The 17,007-nt window shown below is 50.4% G+C and carries 20 protein-coding genes and 1 pseudogene; 15 read left to right on the top strand and 6 right to left on the bottom strand.

The features are described from left to right. Positions 1-26: 26 nt before the first annotated feature. The 5 genes from NOS26_RS10435 to NOS26_RS10455 all read left to right on the top strand — a co-directional run bounded on the left by NOS26_RS10435 (position 27) and on the right by NOS26_RS10455 (position 4,224). On the top strand, positions 27-332 hold the full coding sequence (locus NOS26_RS10435; protein ID WP_143154921.1) for a hypothetical protein: 306 nt from the start codon (positions 27-29) through the stop codon (positions 330-332). A 225-nt stretch (positions 333-557) separates the two neighbouring features. Then, positions 558-1,577, top strand: coding sequence for an anaerobic sulfite reductase subunit AsrA (asrA, locus tag NOS26_RS10440; protein ID WP_036204419.1), 1,020 nt, complete (start codon positions 558-560; stop codon positions 1,575-1,577). Then, positions 1,570-2,382: an anaerobic sulfite reductase subunit AsrB gene (gene asrB / locus NOS26_RS10445; RefSeq protein ID WP_072981268.1), complete on the top strand. Its 813-nt coding sequence runs from the start codon at positions 1,570-1,572 to the stop codon at positions 2,380-2,382. The genes asrA and asrB overlap by 8 nt, the downstream gene beginning before the upstream one ends. A 14-nt stretch (positions 2,383-2,396) precedes the next feature. Continuing rightward, positions 2,397-3,446, top strand: a complete 1,050-nt coding sequence (gene asrC / locus NOS26_RS10450; protein WP_014016652.1) for a sulfite reductase subunit C — start codon at positions 2,397-2,399, stop codon at positions 3,444-3,446. Between the two features lie 10 nt (positions 3,447-3,456). Then, complete coding sequence (locus NOS26_RS10455) at positions 3,457-4,224, top strand: formate/nitrite transporter family protein (protein WP_014016651.1); 768 nt, start codon at positions 3,457-3,459, stop codon at positions 4,222-4,224. A gap of 224 nt (positions 4,225-4,448) precedes the next feature. Here NOS26_RS10455 and NOS26_RS10460 read toward each other — a convergent pair whose 3' ends face one another. Then, positions 4,449-5,111 (bottom strand): Crp/Fnr family transcriptional regulator, encoded by a 663-nt coding sequence (locus NOS26_RS10460; RefSeq protein WP_027894530.1) that lies wholly within the window; start codon positions 5,109-5,111, stop codon positions 4,449-4,451. A gap of 12 nt (positions 5,112-5,123) precedes the next feature. Next, positions 5,124-5,741, bottom strand: a complete 618-nt coding sequence (gene lexA, locus NOS26_RS10465) for a transcriptional repressor LexA (RefSeq protein WP_014016649.1) — start codon at positions 5,739-5,741, stop codon at positions 5,124-5,126. Positions 5,742-5,946: 205 nt separating this feature from the next. On the opposite strand from lexA, the gene NOS26_RS10470 reads away from it, so the two are divergent. After that, on the top strand, positions 5,947-6,249 hold the full coding sequence (locus NOS26_RS10470) for a LysM peptidoglycan-binding domain-containing protein (RefSeq protein ID WP_014016648.1): 303 nt from the start codon (positions 5,947-5,949) through the stop codon (positions 6,247-6,249). Here NOS26_RS10470 and NOS26_RS10475 read toward each other — a convergent pair. Then, the gene (locus NOS26_RS10475) at positions 6,243-7,241 is read right to left on the bottom strand and encodes a site-specific integrase (RefSeq protein WP_370687630.1); all 999 of its coding nucleotides are present in this window, start codon (positions 7,239-7,241) and stop codon (positions 6,243-6,245) included. The two genes, NOS26_RS10470 and NOS26_RS10475, sit on opposite strands and share 7 nt — an antisense overlap. A 95-nt stretch (positions 7,242-7,336) precedes the next feature. Between NOS26_RS10475 and NOS26_RS10480 the strand changes: the two genes are divergently transcribed. Continuing rightward, positions 7,337-8,014 carry a TVP38/TMEM64 family protein gene (locus NOS26_RS10480; protein WP_014016646.1) on the top strand — a complete coding sequence of 226 codons (678 nt, stop codon included), beginning with the start codon at positions 7,337-7,339 and terminating at the stop codon, positions 8,012-8,014. Between the two features lie 192 nt (positions 8,015-8,206). Next, positions 8,207-9,013 carry a TIGR00730 family Rossman fold protein gene (locus NOS26_RS11735; protein WP_014016645.1) on the top strand — a complete coding sequence of 269 codons (807 nt, stop codon included), beginning with the start codon at positions 8,207-8,209 and terminating at the stop codon, positions 9,011-9,013. A gap of 3 nt (positions 9,014-9,016) precedes the next feature. Here NOS26_RS11735 and NOS26_RS10495 read toward each other — a convergent pair whose 3' ends face one another. From NOS26_RS10495 to NOS26_RS10505, 3 genes and pseudogenes are all read right to left on the bottom strand, one after another. After that, entirely contained in the window at positions 9,017-9,898 is an 882-nt protein-coding gene (locus NOS26_RS10495; RefSeq protein WP_072981276.1) for a L,D-transpeptidase/peptidoglycan binding protein, read from the bottom strand. A gap of 187 nt (positions 9,899-10,085) precedes the next feature. Continuing rightward, positions 10,086-10,226: pseudogene (locus NOS26_RS10500) on the bottom strand (PIN domain-containing protein); the annotation flags it as partial. A 75-nt stretch (positions 10,227-10,301) separates the two neighbouring features. After that, positions 10,302-11,087 (bottom strand): basic amino acid ABC transporter substrate-binding protein, encoded by a 786-nt coding sequence (locus NOS26_RS10505; RefSeq protein ID WP_072981278.1) that lies wholly within the window; start codon positions 11,085-11,087, stop codon positions 10,302-10,304. 153 nt (positions 11,088-11,240) lie between these two features. Between NOS26_RS10505 and NOS26_RS10510 the strand changes: the two genes are divergently transcribed. The 7 genes from NOS26_RS10510 to NOS26_RS10540 form a co-directional block, all read left to right on the top strand. Further along, positions 11,241-12,026 carry an HpcH/HpaI aldolase/citrate lyase family protein gene (locus tag NOS26_RS10510; RefSeq protein ID WP_081354063.1) on the top strand — a complete coding sequence of 262 codons (786 nt, stop codon included), beginning with the start codon at positions 11,241-11,243 and terminating at the stop codon, positions 12,024-12,026. A gap of 226 nt (positions 12,027-12,252) precedes the next feature. Further along, positions 12,253-12,555 (top strand): hypothetical protein, encoded by a 303-nt coding sequence (locus NOS26_RS10515; protein WP_255917715.1) that lies wholly within the window; start codon positions 12,253-12,255, stop codon positions 12,553-12,555. 97 nt (positions 12,556-12,652) lie between these two features. Further along, positions 12,653-13,105, top strand: coding sequence for a large-conductance mechanosensitive channel protein MscL (gene mscL / locus NOS26_RS10520; RefSeq protein ID WP_072981280.1), 453 nt, complete (start codon positions 12,653-12,655; stop codon positions 13,103-13,105). Positions 13,106-13,128: 23 nt separating this feature from the next. Further along, entirely contained in the window at positions 13,129-13,404 is a 276-nt protein-coding gene (locus NOS26_RS10525) for a pyridoxamine 5'-phosphate oxidase family protein (protein WP_255917716.1), read from the top strand. A 200-nt stretch (positions 13,405-13,604) separates the two neighbouring features. Then, positions 13,605-14,369 carry a cyclase family protein gene (locus NOS26_RS10530; RefSeq protein WP_074786349.1) on the top strand — a complete coding sequence of 255 codons (765 nt, stop codon included), beginning with the start codon at positions 13,605-13,607 and terminating at the stop codon, positions 14,367-14,369. Positions 14,370-14,458: 89 nt separating this feature from the next. Next, on the top strand, positions 14,459-14,800 hold the full coding sequence (locus tag NOS26_RS10535) for a hypothetical protein (RefSeq protein ID WP_255917717.1): 342 nt from the start codon (positions 14,459-14,461) through the stop codon (positions 14,798-14,800). Between the two features lie 883 nt (positions 14,801-15,683). After that, positions 15,684-17,007 (top strand): MFS transporter (locus tag NOS26_RS10540; protein WP_255917718.1); only part of this gene is annotated, 1,324 nt, incomplete at its 3' end.

Consider the following 17,007-nt stretch of genomic DNA (forward strand, 5'->3'; position numbering starts at 1 on the left):
TGCTTTGTGTCATGCTCACAGGCTGTATGTCCGATAAGTATGCCAATAGTGAATATGTCGGCACGTGGAAGGCGACGAAAGCTTCTATGAGCGGTGTCAGTCTCGATGTCAATAAAGCCATTGGCAGTTTTGTCCTTGAATTAGAAGCCGACGGCGACGCCAAGGCGGTTATCAAAGGCGAAAAGAGCAGCGGCGATTGGGAAGAAGTGGAAAACGGCTTTAAACTCAAGGATTCCCAAGATGAAATGGCTTTTACGAAAGTCAAAAAAGGCGTAGTCAAGACCGAATATTCCGGCATGGTCATTCTTTTTGAAAAACAAGCTTCCAAATAGTATGACACATTTAGATTCCTCAACGATAACGATTTTAGATGATAAAAAGCATAGCATTTAGAAGAATTTAGAAAAAACTGTTGCTACGGCAACAGTTTTTTTCTTTCCCGACTGTTATCATAAAGTCAACGAGGCGGCTTATGATGTCGTCACGGTGTATGTGAAAAAAACAATTTGTTCATCCATTATATTTGTCATTTATTTCTTTAGAAAGAGGGTAACAGCATGGGCTATCAATTAAATGCAGATGCATTGAACACGGTCTTTGCCAAATGGTCGGATACGTATGATATTTACGCTCCGAAACTGTTTGCAGGTACAGGGCGGTCTTCGATGCAGGATATCGTACGCTATGGCAAGATCACCAAGCCTGAAGAAATCGTTTGGGACAAACGATCCGACTACTCGGCAAAAGACGTTTTGTTGCCGGTTTGCCAGACCTTGTTCTATTTCAATGAAAATACCGTCACCGAAGCCGAAGCTCCGGAAAAAGGCGCTATCATCTTGCTGCGCAGTTGCGATTTGCACGCCATCAAGCGCTTCGATTACATGTATCTCCAGAATGGCCCCGAAGACTATTACTACAAACGCGTCCGCGACCGCGTCAAATTCGTCCTCATGGGCTGCAGCCAGGAATTTGAAAACTGCTTCTGCGTTTCCATGGGCACCAATACCAGTGATAACTACGATGTCGCCTTGAATTTCAAAGACGGCCAGTATTTCCTCGATGTCAAAGATGACGTCCTGGGAAAAGCCATTACAGAAGCCAAGGCTCCGGAAGCCGACGTCGTCCCCGACCATGTGACCGAAAACAAACTGCAGGTACATATTCCGGAAAACCTCTCGTCGGCCATCGCCAAATCCCACGTCTGGGATGAATACGACAAGCGCTGCATCAAATGCGGCCGCTGCACCCTGGCTTGTCCGACCTGCACCTGCTGGTCCATGCAGGACGTATTCTTCACGGAAGACCATAAAGCCGGCGAACGCCGCCGTGTGCAAACATCCTGTATGTTCGACGATTATACCCTGGTAGCCGGCGGCCTTTGCTTCCGCAAGAAGGCTGGCGAACGGATGCGCTTCAAAGTGCTCCATAAGACGCTGGAATTTAAACAGCGCTCTGGTTTCCAGATGTGCGTGGGCTGCGGCCGTTGTGATGCCATCTGTCCGGAATACATTTCGCTCAGCCATTGCATCAATGTCAAATTGCCGGAAGGCATGAAGGAGGTCACCGAGAATGAATAACGAATACTTACCGTTCCGTTCGGAAATCTTAGAAGTCATTAAACATGCCGATGTGGAATATACTTTCCGGATGGCCTATGACCGTGGCAAAGAACATCCGGTCAAACCGGGCCAGTTCTTTGAAATCTCTATCCCGAAATACGGCGAAGCTCCCATTTCTGTCAGCGGCATTACCGACCATTCCCTGGATTTCACCATCCGTAAAGTTGGCAGCCTGACCGATGAAATCTTTGAAAACTATGTCGGCGACCACTTCTTCATGCGCGGGCCTTATGGCAATGGCTTCGACGTCAACATGTTCAAAGGCAAGGAAATCGTCCTGGTCACCGGTGGTTCCGGCTTATCTCCGGTCCACGGCGTCATCGACTACTTCGCCGACCACATGGACGAATGTAAGAGCCTGACTGTCATTTCCGGCTTCAAATCGCCGGCGGACATCCTCTTCAAAGAAGACCTCAAACGCTGGATTGCCGATGGCATGAACTTCATCTGCACGGTCGACAAGGCTCCGGAAGAAGGGAATTATGACGGCCATGTCGGCTTAGTCACCCAGTACATCCCGGAACTGCCCCTCAAAGACTTCGACAACGCCATCGCCGTCGTCGTCGGTCCGCCGATGATGATCAAATTCTCCATCCAGGAATTGATCAAACTCGGTTTCGATGAAGAAAAGATCTGGCTCTCTGAATCGCGCAAAATGTGCTGCGGCCTCGGCAAATGTGGTCACTGCCGTATTGGCAAAGTCTACGTCTGCCAGGACGGGCCGGTATTCAAATACACCGAACTTCGTACCTTAATCGACTAGGAGGCTGATACATTATGGAAATGAATTGCGGCAAGTTAAAAAAATACGCTTTCCGAGTAACGAAAAATCGCAATATGGCTTCCGCCCGTGTCCGTGTACCCGGTGGGTCCCTGAATGCCAAGGTCCTGGGCCAGGTCCAGCATATTGCAGAAACATATGGCAATGGCGAAATCCATCTGACCATCCGTCAGGGCTTTGAAATCATGGGGATTCCCTTTGAAAAAGTAGAAGAAGTAAAAAAGGCCCTGCAGCCGATCATTGATGAACTCGACATCAATCAGAGCGAAAAAGGCGCTGGTTTTGAAGCTTCGGGCACACGAAATGTCATGGCCTGCGTCGGCAACCGCGTCTGCCCCTTCGGCAACTACGATACGACGGCCCTGGCTAAACGGATTGAAAAGGCTATTTTCCCGAATGACCTGCACGTTAAAGTAGCCCTGACCGGCTGTCCTAACGACTGCGACAAGATTCGCATGCACGACTTTGGCGTCATGGGCATGACGGAACCCCAGTTCGACCCCAGCCGCTGCGTCAGCTGCGGCATGTGCGTCCGCAAGTGCAAACAGCTTTCGGTAGAAGCCTTGCAGATGAAGAACTTCCGCCCGGTCCGCAACGTCGAAAAATGCATCGGCTGCGGCGTCTGTGTCTGGGCCTGCCCGAACCGCGCCTGGACGCGCAGCAAGGAACAGTATTTCCGCATCACCCTCTTGGGCCGTACGGGCAAAAAGAACCCGCGTATGGGCGTCGATTTCATTAAATGGGCCGATGAAGACAGCGTCGTAAAGATTATCTCCAACGTCTATGCTTTTGCCAAGAAATATATTGACCCGACCGCTCCTGGCGGAAAGGAACATATCGGCTATATGGTAGACCGTACGGGTCCGGAAGAATTTATCAAATTCATCCTCCAAGACGTCCACCTGCCGAAGAAGGCGGAAATCTATCGTCCTCTCAACTGGTCCGGTATCCGCTACGTCGGCTTGAAATCGGAACCGTTCTACGTCGGCAAAGACGTAAACCCGGCCGATTTGGATGTATTCCAGAAGCCGTTGCCGCTGAAATAGGGAGGTGCCTATGTACAACGACGAATACGCAGCTTCTGCAGCCGGTGCGGCCGCCAAGGTCGGCCTGCTGAAGAAGAACCCCTTAGGCTATTTCCTCATGTCGGCTTTAGCCGGCGCCTACATCGGCTTCGGTATCCTTCTGTCCTTTACCGTCAGCGGTACCCTCGGTGCTATTCCTATGACGAAGATCGCCATGGGCCTGTCCTTTGGCATCGCCTTGAGTCTGGTCGTCATCGCCGGGGCAGAACTGTTCACGGGCAATGCCTTCGTCCTCTACAACGGCTGGCGTTCGAAGACGGTCACTTTGACGGACGTCGTCCGCCTGTGGGTCGTCTGCTACCTGGGCAACTGGTTCGGCGCCATCGTCTTGTCCCTGATTTTCTACGGTGCTGCCGGCACGGCTGGCGGCACCGGTCAGGCCCTGGCCAATGCCGCTGCCATGAAGATGAGTCTGCCGCCGCTGGTACTCTTCCTCAAAGGCATCCTCTGTAACGTCCTGGTCTGCCTGGCCGTCTGGTGCGGCTTCCGCTGCAAATCGGACAGCGGCAAACTGATTATGGTCTTCTGGTGCCTCTACGCCTTCTTTACCTGTGGCTTTGAACACAGCGTAGCCAACATGACCGTCCTGACCCTGGGCCTGCTGAATCCCGCCGGCACGGCCGTCAGCGTCGGCGGTTATCTCTACAACCTGGCCTTTGTCACCTTGGGCAACATCGTCGGTGCCATCCTCTTCTTGTCCATTCCCTACGGCATTGCAGCGAAGAAGATTGGTGATTAGTGGCTAGTGGATAGTGGATAGTGGATAGTCGCTCGTGGCTATCCTTATAGGAGAGCTGTCAGCGGAGCTGACTGAGAGGTTGCTCTTTCTTTATAGTAGTCCGTGAGTTGTAGGGGCACACGTGGGACGCCCGTCAGGAATGATAGGACATATCCCGGAGCGGGCTCGCCACGTGCGAGCCCCTACAGAAAAAAGGACCTGTCGCATTTGCGACAGGTCCTTTTTCAATACAGCGTCACGCGCTGCTGGTCTATTTCGATGAGGCCATCGGCCTTCATATGGCTCAGTTCCCGGGCTACGGCGGTCCGGTCGGCACAGAGGTAATCGGCCAGCTGGGTCCGGGTCATGGGGATGGTGAAGGTCGGGCTGCCAGCCTGTTCGGACTGGAAGGAGAAGTACGTCAGCAATTTCTTGCGCAGCGTTTTTTTGGAAATGACTTCGAGCTTTTCCAGGAGCTGGGCATTCTTATCGGCCATGAGGCGGAGCATGTTTTCAATGAGCTGAAAATGGAAGGGGCAGGCATTGGTACAGACATGCAGGACCTTGTGGAAGGGCAGGACCAGGAATTTCGTGTTCTTTACTGCCTGGAAGGTCACGATGGATTGAAGTACCGTACCACAGACAAAGGTTTCTCCAAAGAGACCGCCGCTGCGGATGACGGCCAGGACGGCCTTGTCGCCCCAGCGGTCTTCGTGGATCATGTGGATTTCTCCGCTGAGGACGATGCCGATGTAGCGCACTTCATCCTGAGCCAGGACCAGAAATTCGCCTTTGCGGACGGTCCGGACCCGCGCACCCAGGCAGGTGAGCATGGCCATGCGCTTGTCGGGGCTGATGCCGGTAAAGAAGGGGAGGTCATCGGGCAGGATGGGTAAAGAATCAGTCATGCGAAAGACCTCCTAGTAACGGCGATAGAGACCGATGACTTTGCCCAGGATTTGGCAATCTCGGGTGTAAATCGGTTCATATTCGTCATTTTCCGGCTGCAGGCGGATCGTATCGGCTTCGTGGAAATAGCGTTTGACCGTTGCTTCCTCGCCGATGAGGGCGACGATGATTTCGCCGTTTTCTGCCGTTTCCTGGCGGCGGACGATGAGCTGGTCCCCTTCGAGGATACCGGCGTTCTTCATGCTGTCCCCTTGGACGACGAGCATGAAGCAGTCGTCATTGCCGATGAAGTCCGCCGGGAAGGGATAGACGTCTTCGACACACTCTTCAGCAAAAATCGGCGCACCCGCCCGGACCTGGCCGACCAGGGGCAGGGGAACGACTTTCTTGGAACGCCACGAGCCTTCATCGAGGAGTTCGATGGTCCGGTTCTTGGCCGGGTCGCGGCGGATATAGCCCAGGTCTTCCAGGCGGTGGAGATAACCGTGGACCGTTGACGTCGAGCTCAGGCCGACTTCTTTGCAGATTTCCCGTACCGACGGGGGATAGCCGAATTTATGGACACACGTGCGGATATATTCCAGGATTTGTTTTTGACGGGTCGTCAGCATTTTTTCATTATTAATCATATATAATCACTCCAGTCTGGGAAAGTTATAGCAATTCCAGTATAAGCTACCCTTATTATAGCGAAATTTATAAAAAAAATCAAACGTTTGTTCAAAATATCTTGACAAGAACAACCGTTCGACGGTATAATAAAACCGTCGACGAACGGTTGTTCTAAGAAATTTCGTTCTAAGAACGTTCGTTTTAAAGTCAGGAGTGATTGCCATGAAATATGTCGTATTGGCCGTGCTGGCCCTCTTTATGTGTACACAGATTGGCTGGAGTTACCAGCCTTCGCAGGAATACCTTTCTGTTGCCGTCGAACCGGGGCAGACGGTCTGGCAGCTGGCCTCGGTCGCAGCCGGTGATGATATGGACGTGCGCCAGGTCGTCAATGAGATTTTAGAAGACAACGGCCTGACCGGGACCAGTGACATCCGTCCGGGCCAAATACTGCGCCTGCCCATCGCACCGGGCCGGGCCGAACAGGTGCGGACGGCGTTAGCACGGCAGCTGGTGGATCAATGAGAATCTTCGGTAATCTTTAAGATCGGGTTGTCGATGAGGCGGTCCGCTTCGTCGATGTAGCGGCGGACAATGGCCTGCGACTTATGACGGGTCTGGCGCATGATCTGCCGTTCTTCGACGTGATGCTGGGCCGCCGACGTGGCAAAGCCATGGCGCAGGCTGTGGGCGCCGTAATCATCCGGATTCATACCCATCAGCCCGGCGTAGTGTTTGACGATGAGGGCGATTGATTTATCGGAAATCCGAGTTTTCCGAACATGATGCCCCTTCGTCAATCCCCGAAAAACCGGCCCCGTCGTAATCCCACTGATATCAAGCCATTTCTGCAAGGCCGTGACGGCACAGTATTCTTTATCCTTGACCATGGGAATAGCAATCATCTGGCCCTGGTCGAACTGGTCTGTCTTCGATTTGCGCAGCGTAATGAGCAGGCCCAGGCGGGTGAACTTCAAGTCTTCCACGTCGATACCGGCCAGTTCCGACCGGCGCAGGGCCCCGTAGAAGCCGACCAGGAGAATGGCCTTGTCGCGGACCTGCTGGATTTCGTCGCCTTCGAGATAAGTCAGCATTTCCTTGATGTCGTCGAAGAGAATCGGTGCCTTGCCGTGCTGGATGGTCCCTTTCATGCGCTTGATGCCCCGCAGGGCGTTCTTGACGATGGGGTAGCGGCAGGGATTTTCTTTAAGACCGGCAGCGTCGAAATTTTCCGTCAGCGCGCTGATGCGCCGGGCAATGGTATTGGCCTTGGCATTGTCGGCCAGGTCGTTGATGTAATTGACGATGGTCTCTGGTTCAGCCGGGAACGACGACAGCTGGTGATAGCTGCACCAGTCACAGAAATCGTTCCAGTCCGAGCGGTAGGCGTCGACGGTATTGGCGGCCCGTGCCGTGTACAGGCTCTGGCGGGCTTTATTGGATAACTTATCATTTTGAGCAATGGCTTCACTGCGGCCGATGAAAAAATTCGGCGCATCTGTCAAGTTAGACAACAGAAAACCTCCTTTTCAGGCGCTTTACAAGAACAACTTGTAGATACGCCTTTTTTTGGTATACAATAGAATCAAATAGGGAAAGAAGGGGAGTTGTTATGGCAATCCGCAATGGTCCTTTATGGGACAAAGTGCTGAAAATCGCAGTCTGTCTGGGCCTGTTCCTGGCTTTTTGGGGTGTCCAGTGGGTCATCCCCGATTTCTATCAGGAACTGTTCCGGCTCAGCCTGGCTGGCGACGTGGACGGCCTTATCGATTATATTTCATCCTTTGGCATCTATGCGGCCCTCATCAGTATCTTCATGATCACCGTCACGGATATGACCGGCCTGCCGTCGATTCCCTTCCTGACGGTCAATGGGGCCATTTTCGGACTCGTGCCGGGCCTTATCATTTCCTGGGTTGGCGAAGTCCTGGGGACGGAACTGAGCTTCGTTATCTTGCGGACCGTCTTACGCCGCCAGGCCATCCACGTCATTTCCCGCCATCACCTTAGGAACCAGCTCGACCGGTACAGCCGCTTCCGGACGCTGGCCGCAGCCCGGTCCATCCCATATATCCCCAACGTACCGTTTACAGCTATCGCTGCCGTCAGCCATCTCAGCCAGAAAGACCATTTTCTGGCAACAGCTGCCGGCAAGGTACCGCGGGTCGTCATCGAAGTCCTCTTGGGCCATGACCTCATCCATATCAGCCAGCACAGCGGCCGCCTGGCTTTCTGGGTCGTCCTGACGGTCCTGATCTGTTACTTCTGGCACCGCCATCAGCAGGCTTAGCGGCCGAAGAGGACCATGATGATGCCGCCTAAGGTCGGCATGGCGACCTTAGCCTCTTTAAGCAAGGGTTTCGGCGCTAAGTGCGTGAATTTTGCTCCGACATAGGCACGAAAATCATAATAAAAAATTCCCCCTAATATATGATATAATTTGTATTATACCATATATTAAGGGAAAGAAAGGACCATATCTATGAATATTACTGTTTATCTCGGTTCCCGTTGTGGGAACCAACCTTGTTATGCTGATTATGCCTATGCGTTAGGGGCCTGGATTGCCCACCATGGTCATACGCTCGTTTACGGCGGCAGCCGGACCGGGCTCATGGGAAAACTAGCTGACGGGGCTTTGCAGGCCGGGGGGCAGGTCATCGGCGTGGAACCGCAGTTCTTTATGGATGAGGAATTACAGCATGAAGGCTTGACAAAACTGATTGTGACGCCAGATATGACGTCGCGCAAGCAACAGATGATGGACTTAGGCGATATTTTTCTAGCCTTTCCCGGCGGCATCGGGACGCTGGAAGAAATCAGCCAGGTCATGAGCCAGGTAAAACTGCACCAGTTGGAAGGGCGCTTTGCCTTTCTCGACTTCAATGGCTATTATCAGCCCATGAAAGCCTTGATCCAGCAGATGAGCGCCGAAGGATTCGTCGATAAGGCCTGGGCTGATGCCGTGCCTTTCGTATCATCCTTTGCGGAGCTCACAGCCTTTGTCCTCGGCCGCGATTTGCCAAAACCGGGCGAAACGTGGCGCCATTTCAAGAACCATATGTACCGCATCCTCGATTTAGCGGATGACGCCGAAACGGGTGAGACCTACGTCGTCTATAAGACCTTGTATGGCGAATACCGCGATTTCATCCGCCCTCTGGACATGTTCCTCAGCGAAGTGGATCATGAGAAGTATCCCGACGTCCCACAAAAATGGCGCTTTGAAAAAACGGCGGGCCTTTGTTCTTGGAATCCGGCTATTTCCAGCCAATATCTGAAAAAGTGAATGTTAATAGATGATGACCGGTGTATTTTTGTCGACGTTTTTATAGATTTTCGCGGCATTGGCCGGCGGCAGGTTCAAACAACCGTGAGAGCCGTTCGATTTGTAAATCTGGCCACCAAACGAGGAACGCCACGGTGCGTCATGAAGGCCGACATTGCAGTTGAAAGGCATCCAGTATTTGACTTTCGAGTCGTAGCCTTGACCGCTCAGGGTGGCATTTCGTGTCTTATAAGTCAGGCCGTAAATGCCCTTGGGCGTACCGTGCTTACGTGTCGGATTGCCCGAGACGAGATAGCTTTGTAGAAGGCACTGGCCGTCTTTATAGAGCCATAGCTGCTGGTCCTTCAGACTAACTTCGATGTACGTCGTACCCCAGTCTTGATGGCCGTGGACCGCAGCCGTCTGGGCGTAAACTGGTTCGCAGACCGTGCTCTGCTTCTGGGCCAGGAGGTCTAGCAGGTGGGCCGTTTCCTTTTCCTGGTCGATGCGCCAGCCGTAATCGCCTTCGCTGATCGTGATGTCCTGACCGCCGGAAGTGTGGAAAGTCCGCGGCGTATAGGCCGTATCGTATTTGTCGGCCAGTTCTTTGACGAAGGCCCGAACCTGCTGCGGGTCAAAGGTGACCTGGCCGTTAGCATCGGTTCTGAGCCAGGAGACGATGCGGCCGCCGTCGAGGGTCTCGCTCTGATCGCCGAACTGATAAGTGATGGCCACGCCAGCGTAATCCTTCTGGGCTTCTTCCAGCGGCGTCAAAGAAACCGGTGCAGCTTCCTTCGACACCAGGAACTTTTCGGCCTGTCCGCCTGAGAGGGCAAAGACACCGCTGCCGACCAGAAGTCCAAGACAGACAGTCCCGAGAATTAGAAAATAGTGCTTTCGCTCCATGAAAAATCATTCCTTCAAGTACACTTTAAGATAAATCTTTTCTCAATGTATCACAAATTGTAAAGGAATGCAAGGAAAGCAGCCAATATCTGACGCAGTAAATCACAGGCGCTGGATTGCGTCGAGGGCCAGCGGCGACCGTTCACATTCATCGGCCATCATGGTCAGCTGGTAGCATAAAGGGCTGCTTTTCATCATCCGCTTTTTTCAATCCATCCAGCTCTTCGACGACAACCAAAGGAATGACGACGTGATTGTCTTCAAAACACTGCATGGCATACGGCGCCTGAATGAGCACATTCGTATCGAGTACATAAGTCTTTGCCATAGAAAATCCCACCTTTACGCTATTTTCTTCAGCATACCAGCTGAATATATAGAGCCCGTAAAGAGGGCGAAAATTCTATTTCAATTCTTCCGCTGTCGGGTCGACGCCGAACCATTTTTGATAGAGCTTAGTATATGTCCCGTCAGCTTTCAGCTTTGCCAGGGCTTGGTTGATGGCCTTCAATTCATCATCATGACCTTTGTCGATGGCCATCGCTGAACCAGCCATTTTTTTCGGTTCACCGACGACTTTCAGGTTATTCATGCCGCCTTTGGAAACGTAGTACAAGGCAACGGCTTTGTCGATAGCGACGGCATCACTGCCTCCATTCTGCAGTTCTTGCAGGCATTGGTAATTGCCATCGAATTGCTTGAGGACAGCCCCTTGTTTTTCCGCAAAGTCTGCCGGTTTAGAGCCGGCTTGGACGGCTACGGTCTTGCCAGTGATGTCGTCCCAACCATGAATGGTCGTATTGTCTTTCTGCACGACGATGACCGAGCCGCCGATATAGTAAGGTGCCGTGAAGTCGACTTGTTTTTTCCGTTCTTCCGTTGCCGACATAGCTGAGGCAATCATATCGATTTGGCCGCTTTTCAAGGCTGGAATCAAGGCATCGAAGCCCATGGCCTTGATTTCGACTTTGCGACCCAATTTTTCCCCGATGGCGTTGGCTAAGTCTATATCAAAGCCAGTATACGTATCATTTTCTGCCATTTCAAAAGGCGGGAATGACGGTTCCGTCCCGACAATAAGCGGTTTGTTTGTTTTTGCCGGAGTTTTATCCGATTGTGTACCGCATCCTGCTAAGACACTCATTACCGTCAAGGCAGCCGTTCCTGCGAGTATCCATTTCTTATTCATGTTCATTCCCCCTCATGACCCCTCATGAAATGATATAAAATTTAAAAATTCAAATGTTAAGAAAAATTATGTATTAAATAGGCATTTGTCAATATTTCAGCGAATGATTATTCGAATAAGTCTTGATATAAAGAGCATAAAGGAGGAGTTTCTATGTCTTTGAATCGATTGCGCGAACTATTCCAGTCTGGGAAGGGAGCTGTCGGCACCTTTGTCAGTATGGGCAATGAATCCGTCGTCGAATGTCTCGGTTATACGGGATTGGATTTTGTCATTATCGATACAGAACACGGCCCTTTCGATACAGAAACGATGATGCAGCTCATACGAGCGGCAGAACGCGTCGGCCTAGTGCCCGTTGTCCGCATTGCTAACGTCAACCATAAAGAAATCCAACGGGCGGCAGACTGTGGGGCTCAGGGACTGATTGTGCCGTGCCTGCGCGACATAAAAGATTTCCAGAAAACCGTAGCTTTGGCAAAATATGCACCTATCGGCCAGCGCGGCTTTATCAAAGGGCGGGGGACTGGCTTCGGGCAATTGCCCTGGGCGGCGACCGATACGCTGGAAGAATATTATGCCAATAGCAATGAACGACTCATGGTCATTCCGCAATGCGAAACAAAAGAAGCCTTGGAACAAATCGAAGAAATCGCCGCCATGGAAGGCATCGATGGCATCTTTATCGGCCCTTTCGATTTGTCGACATCCATGGGCCTTCCGGGACGATTCACACATCCTGATTTCTTGGCAGCGAAAGCGCGTATCTTAAAGGCCTGCAAAAAAGAAAACAAACCTTGCTATCTCTTTACGACCAAACCCAAAGAAGCCGCAGCCTGCTTAAAAGAAGGCTATGCCGGCGTAGCTCATGAACTAGACTTCGATATCCTCATCCAAGCCTATCGCGACATCGTAAGCCAAATACAGTCCTCGCGCTGACTTCTATTGAAAAAGAAGCCGATAGGAGCAGGAATTTCTCTTTACTATGCAGAATTATTCCATATAACGACACTGCATAACGAAGAGGTGATAGCATGTCTCTGGAAAATCAGGAATTAGCTTGTGTGCAAGCTTTTTTAGAAGATAGGGCTTCTGAACGGCTCATGACGCGTTTATTGGCTGATGCCGGGGAAAACTTGCCTGGTTCCGACGTCTGGCACAGCATATGTTCCGCAGCCACCTTTCGCCAGACGAACAACGGGAGCTGCTGGAAACGGCTAAGGCAGATACGCAAGGAGACCCCGAGAAACGCCAAGCGGCTCACGATGCCCGTCTGTTGCTGCTGAAATCGGGAATGTGTCTTTCCATCCATGAATCATGGTATTTGCATAAGGTAAAGCATATGCCCTTAGAAAAAGCCTTTCGCCAAACCATGACGCGTATCGTCGTAGGCTTTGGCCAACTTATGTCAGAATCGGAGATTCCTAACGATTTTGAAATGCAGCTCTGGTACCGTATACAAGGGTAGACAGGAAAAGATATTGCAATTTCTCCGCTTTTTCGTTATAATAAATACATATATGTAATTTTTACCTTAGTATTTATTTACAACAGGAGGAAATGGGATGGGCTTTATTAAGGAATTTAAAGAATTTGCCATGCGAGGCAATGTACTGGACATGGCAGTCGGCGTTGTTGTCGGCGGTGCCTTTGGGAAAATCGTCACGTCTTTGGTCAATAACATCATTATGCCGCCTTTCGGCGTTCTTCTCGGGGGCATCGACTTTTCTGACTTCTTTATCCCTTTGAGTACGGAACATGTTGAATCGTTAGCCGAAGCGAAAACAGCCGGGATTCCTGTTATCGCTTACGGGGCTTTCCTCAATACGGTATTAGAATTCCTGATCATCGCTTTTGCTATCTTTATCGTCATCAAACAGCTGAACCGTTTCTTTCCGAAACCAGAACCGGCTCCGGAACCGCGGCTTTGCCCGTTCTGCCGTCAGCCCATTGCTGATGACGCTACGCGCTGCCCGCATTGCACCAGCGAATTGCCGGCAACTGTTTCGGAAAAATAACCTAACCAATGGGGGAATGGTAGATGACGGACAAACAAAGCATTGCCTTAAAAATCAACGATTGGTTAAACGATTGTGTAACTGAAAGCGGCGCCTTCTTTTTGAATACCGTAGAAGCTGGCCGGCCAAAATCGCGTCCCATCAGTTTCCACATGCTGAAGGACGGGGTCAATTATTTTGGTGTCGGTGCCATGAAGGAAGTTTATCGCCAGATGCAGGAAAACCCATATGTAGAGATTTGCGGACTCATGGGAAAGGGGGAAACTCTTTTTCCGTTATTATGGGAAAGCTGTTTTTGAAAAAGGTGATGAACTGTCCCAAGAAGCGCTGGCACAGCCTGGCTATCCAGTCATGAAGAAAATTTACACGCCCGAAAGTGGCAATCATTTCGCCGTTTTTCATTTTGAAGAAGCAACAGCTGAAAAACGGGCAATGATGTCCGTATTAGAAACATGGAAATTATAAATAGCTAAAACTAGCTCAGAAAGGAAATGACCTTATGGTAACACATGTATTGTGGAATCTCTTGCAGCAACTGAAATCTGATTACGAATGGGTAGAACTTAGCCATCGCCTGAACAATGACAGTCCGTATTGGTCTGGCATGCCTGAAGGCTCCGTAGAAATCGGGAAAGTCGTCTTTGATTGGGGAAATCCCATGCTGGAATGTTTGATCCAGACCTTCAAATTTCCCGGCCAATTCGGCACGCATATTGATTTCCCCGGCCATTTTGCCAAAGGGACCGCACTGTCTGAAAGCTTCGGCGTACAGTACATGGCATATCCCTTGGTCGTCATCGATGTCAGTGAAAAAGTAGCCCGTGACGTCCATTACGCCGTTACCGTTGACGACATCAAAGCCTATGAAGCGGCTTATGGAGCCATTCCGGAAGGCGCATTTGTCGCACTGCGGACGGACTGGTCGAAGAACTGGCCGGATAACGATAAGCTCTGCGGCTTTGATGAAGAAGGTAATGAAAATGCCCCGGGCTGGTCGTTAGATGCCTTGAAATACATCTACGAAGTCCGTCATGCCGCTGCTAACGGCCATGAAACCTTTGATACCGACGCATCTGCCGTCGCAGCTGAAGCAGGAGACCTCATCTGTGAACGCTACGTCCTCAGCCAGGGCCACGTCCAGATCGAACTCTTGGATAGCCTCGACAAAGTAGCCCCTGCCGGTGCCATCCTCCTGGCATCCTGGCCCAATATCGAAGGCGCAACCGGACTTCCGGCCCGCGTCGTAGCCATTACGCCGAAATAAAATAAAAACAGGGACATTCCAAATGCGATGATGTATGGAATGTCCTTGTCTTTTCTAATTTCAGTGACCAGGAAAGGAGGGCTTTAGCTATGAGTGACACGGCTATCAAGGAAGCTATGGATTACGAAAAACAGTTTGCCACGAATAACAAGCTGAAATCAGCCTATTGGGAACACGAACGTACCATGCGCGACATCGCTTCGGCCCTTTACAGCCGGGAAAAAGCAGGCCAGGAACGCGGCGAAAAGATTGGTGATAAGACAGGACGCCAGGCACTCAGTACTTTGCTTCAAAAGCTATTGGAGGAAGGCCGGAAAGAAGAATTTGACCGTGTCTTGCGAGATAATGAGTACCAGGAAAAATTACTGCGAGAATATCATTTGAAAAAAGGTTTTAGGAAGGACCCGTCATCATGCGGGTCTTTTTTTTGACCCTATTTAGCCCTAATAAGACCTATTCGGGCTTATTAAGACCGAAAAAGCCTTAATAAGAAGCGCCAATGCTATGGCCTTCGCATGACAAGGATAACCGCCATAACCATCTGCCGTCAAAGAGCTTCCCGATGGGACTACTCACTTGACGGCTGACGTTCGTACCGGTTTTTGGATGGACATCCCAGGATCAGCTTGGACAACAGGAACACATTCGAGGAGGAGTCCATCATGAAGGTACAGGAAAAGATGAAGACATATGGAAAATTGCTTTTTCGAGAGCTTTTTGTGAATTTTTAAGTGGCTTAAAATTACTTACGATAATTTAACGTTATCGGTAGTAATAATACTTCTAACTCCACCCCGTACTGCTAATGACTGTAAAATCACTATATTTCTAGTAATTCACTATCATTAATGATATCTACTTATTTTTATTTGGCTCATTTTTGATTCTCTCCCTGCTAATATGGCCAAATTATTATACTGACGGAATTTTTTTGCTTCATAACCGGACTTGTAAACCTGTATCTGTATTTGCTGATACTTGAGATTGTATGATTCATATAGGCTGGCGGAATTGAATATAGGCGCCATGCGTCTTTAAGCATATTTAACTTAGGTCAAGATGAATGATGTTAATCTATCATGATAGTTTGCCAGGTTCTTGGTGTAGAATCCTTACTACGAGCTAATCTGTTATCTATGGATATGATTCTTTTTTCTATACAGGTATCATCTTGATAGTTGAGCTAATCAACTACTTTTAGAGAAATTAGGCTTCTTCTCTAAAAGTAGTTCAAAAAAACATTCATTGCGAAGGCCTTTCTTTGGCAGTATAATTAGGGTTGCTTATTACTGTTTTTTACGGAGGTTATTCGCCATGCAGCGATTTTTATCTTATGAAAATACAATTTTAGCCGTTGTGATGATGGTGTCCTTTATCAATCCTTTTACCAGCAGCGCTTTGACGACGGCTTTGCCTGGGATTGGTACGGCTTATGGTGCGACGGATGCCAAGCTCAGTTGGGTCATTGAGTTGTTCTTGATTTCTTCGACGGTGACGATTATGCCAATCAGCAAGATTGCCGACCGGATTGGCAAGCGTCATGTCTTCTTGTTTGGTGTATCCTTATTCTGTGTCTCGTCACTGGCTGTGTATTTTGTGACTTCCCTCTATGGCTTATTTTTACTGCGCATCTTGCAAGGCCTGGGCAGTGCCAGTATTTTTGCCACCAGCATGGCCATCGTCTCCCTGGTCACCCCGCCGGAACGTCGCGGCCGGGCTATGGGCTTTACCATTGCCGCTGTGTATTGCGGGCTGTCTTTTGGTCCGGTTCTGGGCGGTTTCTTTTCTTATTACCTGGGCTGGAAGACGATTTTTTATTTTATCGCCATTATCTGTGCCGTGGCCTGGCTGATTGCCCTGTATAGCATGAAAAAGGAAGAATGGATTGTCAATGCCCATGGCAGTCTGGATTTGTTTGGTAGCCTCTTATATGCCCTGGCTATGATTGCCATTATGGTTGGCTTATCGGAAGTAACGAGCCTTTTCTATGCTAAATATCTCTTGGCCGCCGGCTTCATCCTGTTCCTGGTGTTCTTGTATGGTGAATGGCACCGGAAAAGCCCAGTCCTGCCCGTCCGTATTTTTGCCGACAATCGCGTGTTTTCCTGTTCCAGTTTGGCAGCTATGCTCAACTACTGTGCAACTTTTGGCATCAGTTTCCTCTTGTCCATTTATTTGCAGCGCATTACCGGCCTCAATGCCCGTGACACGGGACTCGTCCTATTGCTCCAACCGGTACTGATGGCGCTCTTGTCCCCTGTCACCGGAGCGCTGTCGGACCGTATCAATCCCGCCGTCCTGGCTTCTTCCGGTATGATTTTGATTACCTTCGGTCTCTCCTGTCTGGCAATCAATGTCTCTCTTTCTTCCTTCTGGCTCATTGCCCTGGCCCTGGTCATCATCGGCATCGGTTTTGCCCTGTTCACGGCGCCGAATAATAACGCGATTATGGGATCCGTGGCACCCAAATATTATGGGGCTGCTTCATCGGTCGTCAGTACGGTCCGCCTCATCGGCCAGGTCCTCAGCGTGGCCATCATCACCTTGATCCTGTCACAAAGCGGGGCTGCTACGACATCAACCTGGCTGGCCCAGCACATCCAGCAGGCCTTCATCGTCTTCACCGTTCTCTGCGCCA

It is taken from the genome of Megasphaera sp. SC8-1 (genome assembly GCF_024436295.1).
GTDB lineage: Bacteria > Bacillota > Negativicutes > Veillonellales > Megasphaeraceae > Megasphaera > Megasphaera elsdenii.

Coding starts and splice junctions, on each gene's coding strand:
- NOS26_RS10435 (WP_143154921.1), top strand. CDS start 27: ATGTCCGATAAGTATGCCAATAGTGAATATGTCGGCACGTGGAAGGCG.
- asrA (WP_036204419.1), top strand. CDS start 558: ATGGGCTATCAATTAAATGCAGATGCATTGAACACGGTCTTTGCCAAA.
- asrB (WP_072981268.1), top strand. CDS start 1,570: ATGAATAACGAATACTTACCGTTCCGTTCGGAAATCTTAGAAGTCATT.
- asrC (WP_014016652.1), top strand. CDS start 2,397: ATGGAAATGAATTGCGGCAAGTTAAAAAAATACGCTTTCCGAGTAACG.
- NOS26_RS10455 (WP_014016651.1), top strand. CDS start 3,457: ATGTACAACGACGAATACGCAGCTTCTGCAGCCGGTGCGGCCGCCAAG.
- NOS26_RS10460 (WP_027894530.1), bottom strand. CDS start 5,111: ATGACTGATTCTTTACCCATCCTGCCCGATGACCTCCCCTTCTTTACC.
- lexA (WP_014016649.1), bottom strand. CDS start 5,741: ATGATTAATAATGAAAAAATGCTGACGACCCGTCAAAAACAAATCCTG.
- NOS26_RS10470 (WP_014016648.1), top strand. CDS start 5,947: ATGAAATATGTCGTATTGGCCGTGCTGGCCCTCTTTATGTGTACACAG.
- NOS26_RS10480 (WP_014016646.1), top strand. CDS start 7,337: ATGGCAATCCGCAATGGTCCTTTATGGGACAAAGTGCTGAAAATCGCA.
- NOS26_RS11735 (WP_014016645.1), top strand. CDS start 8,207: ATGAATATTACTGTTTATCTCGGTTCCCGTTGTGGGAACCAACCTTGT.
- NOS26_RS10495 (WP_072981276.1), bottom strand. CDS start 9,898: ATGGAGCGAAAGCACTATTTTCTAATTCTCGGGACTGTCTGTCTTGGA.
- NOS26_RS10505 (WP_072981278.1), bottom strand. CDS start 11,087: ATGAATAAGAAATGGATACTCGCAGGAACGGCTGCCTTGACGGTAATG.
- NOS26_RS10510 (WP_081354063.1), top strand. CDS start 11,241: ATGTCTTTGAATCGATTGCGCGAACTATTCCAGTCTGGGAAGGGAGCT.
- NOS26_RS10515 (WP_255917715.1), top strand. CDS start 12,253: ATGTTCCGCAGCCACCTTTCGCCAGACGAACAACGGGAGCTGCTGGAA.
- mscL (WP_072981280.1), top strand. CDS start 12,653: ATGGGCTTTATTAAGGAATTTAAAGAATTTGCCATGCGAGGCAATGTA.
- NOS26_RS10525 (WP_255917716.1), top strand. CDS start 13,129: ATGACGGACAAACAAAGCATTGCCTTAAAAATCAACGATTGGTTAAAC.
- NOS26_RS10530 (WP_074786349.1), top strand. CDS start 13,605: ATGGTAACACATGTATTGTGGAATCTCTTGCAGCAACTGAAATCTGAT.
- NOS26_RS10535 (WP_255917717.1), top strand. CDS start 14,459: ATGAGTGACACGGCTATCAAGGAAGCTATGGATTACGAAAAACAGTTT.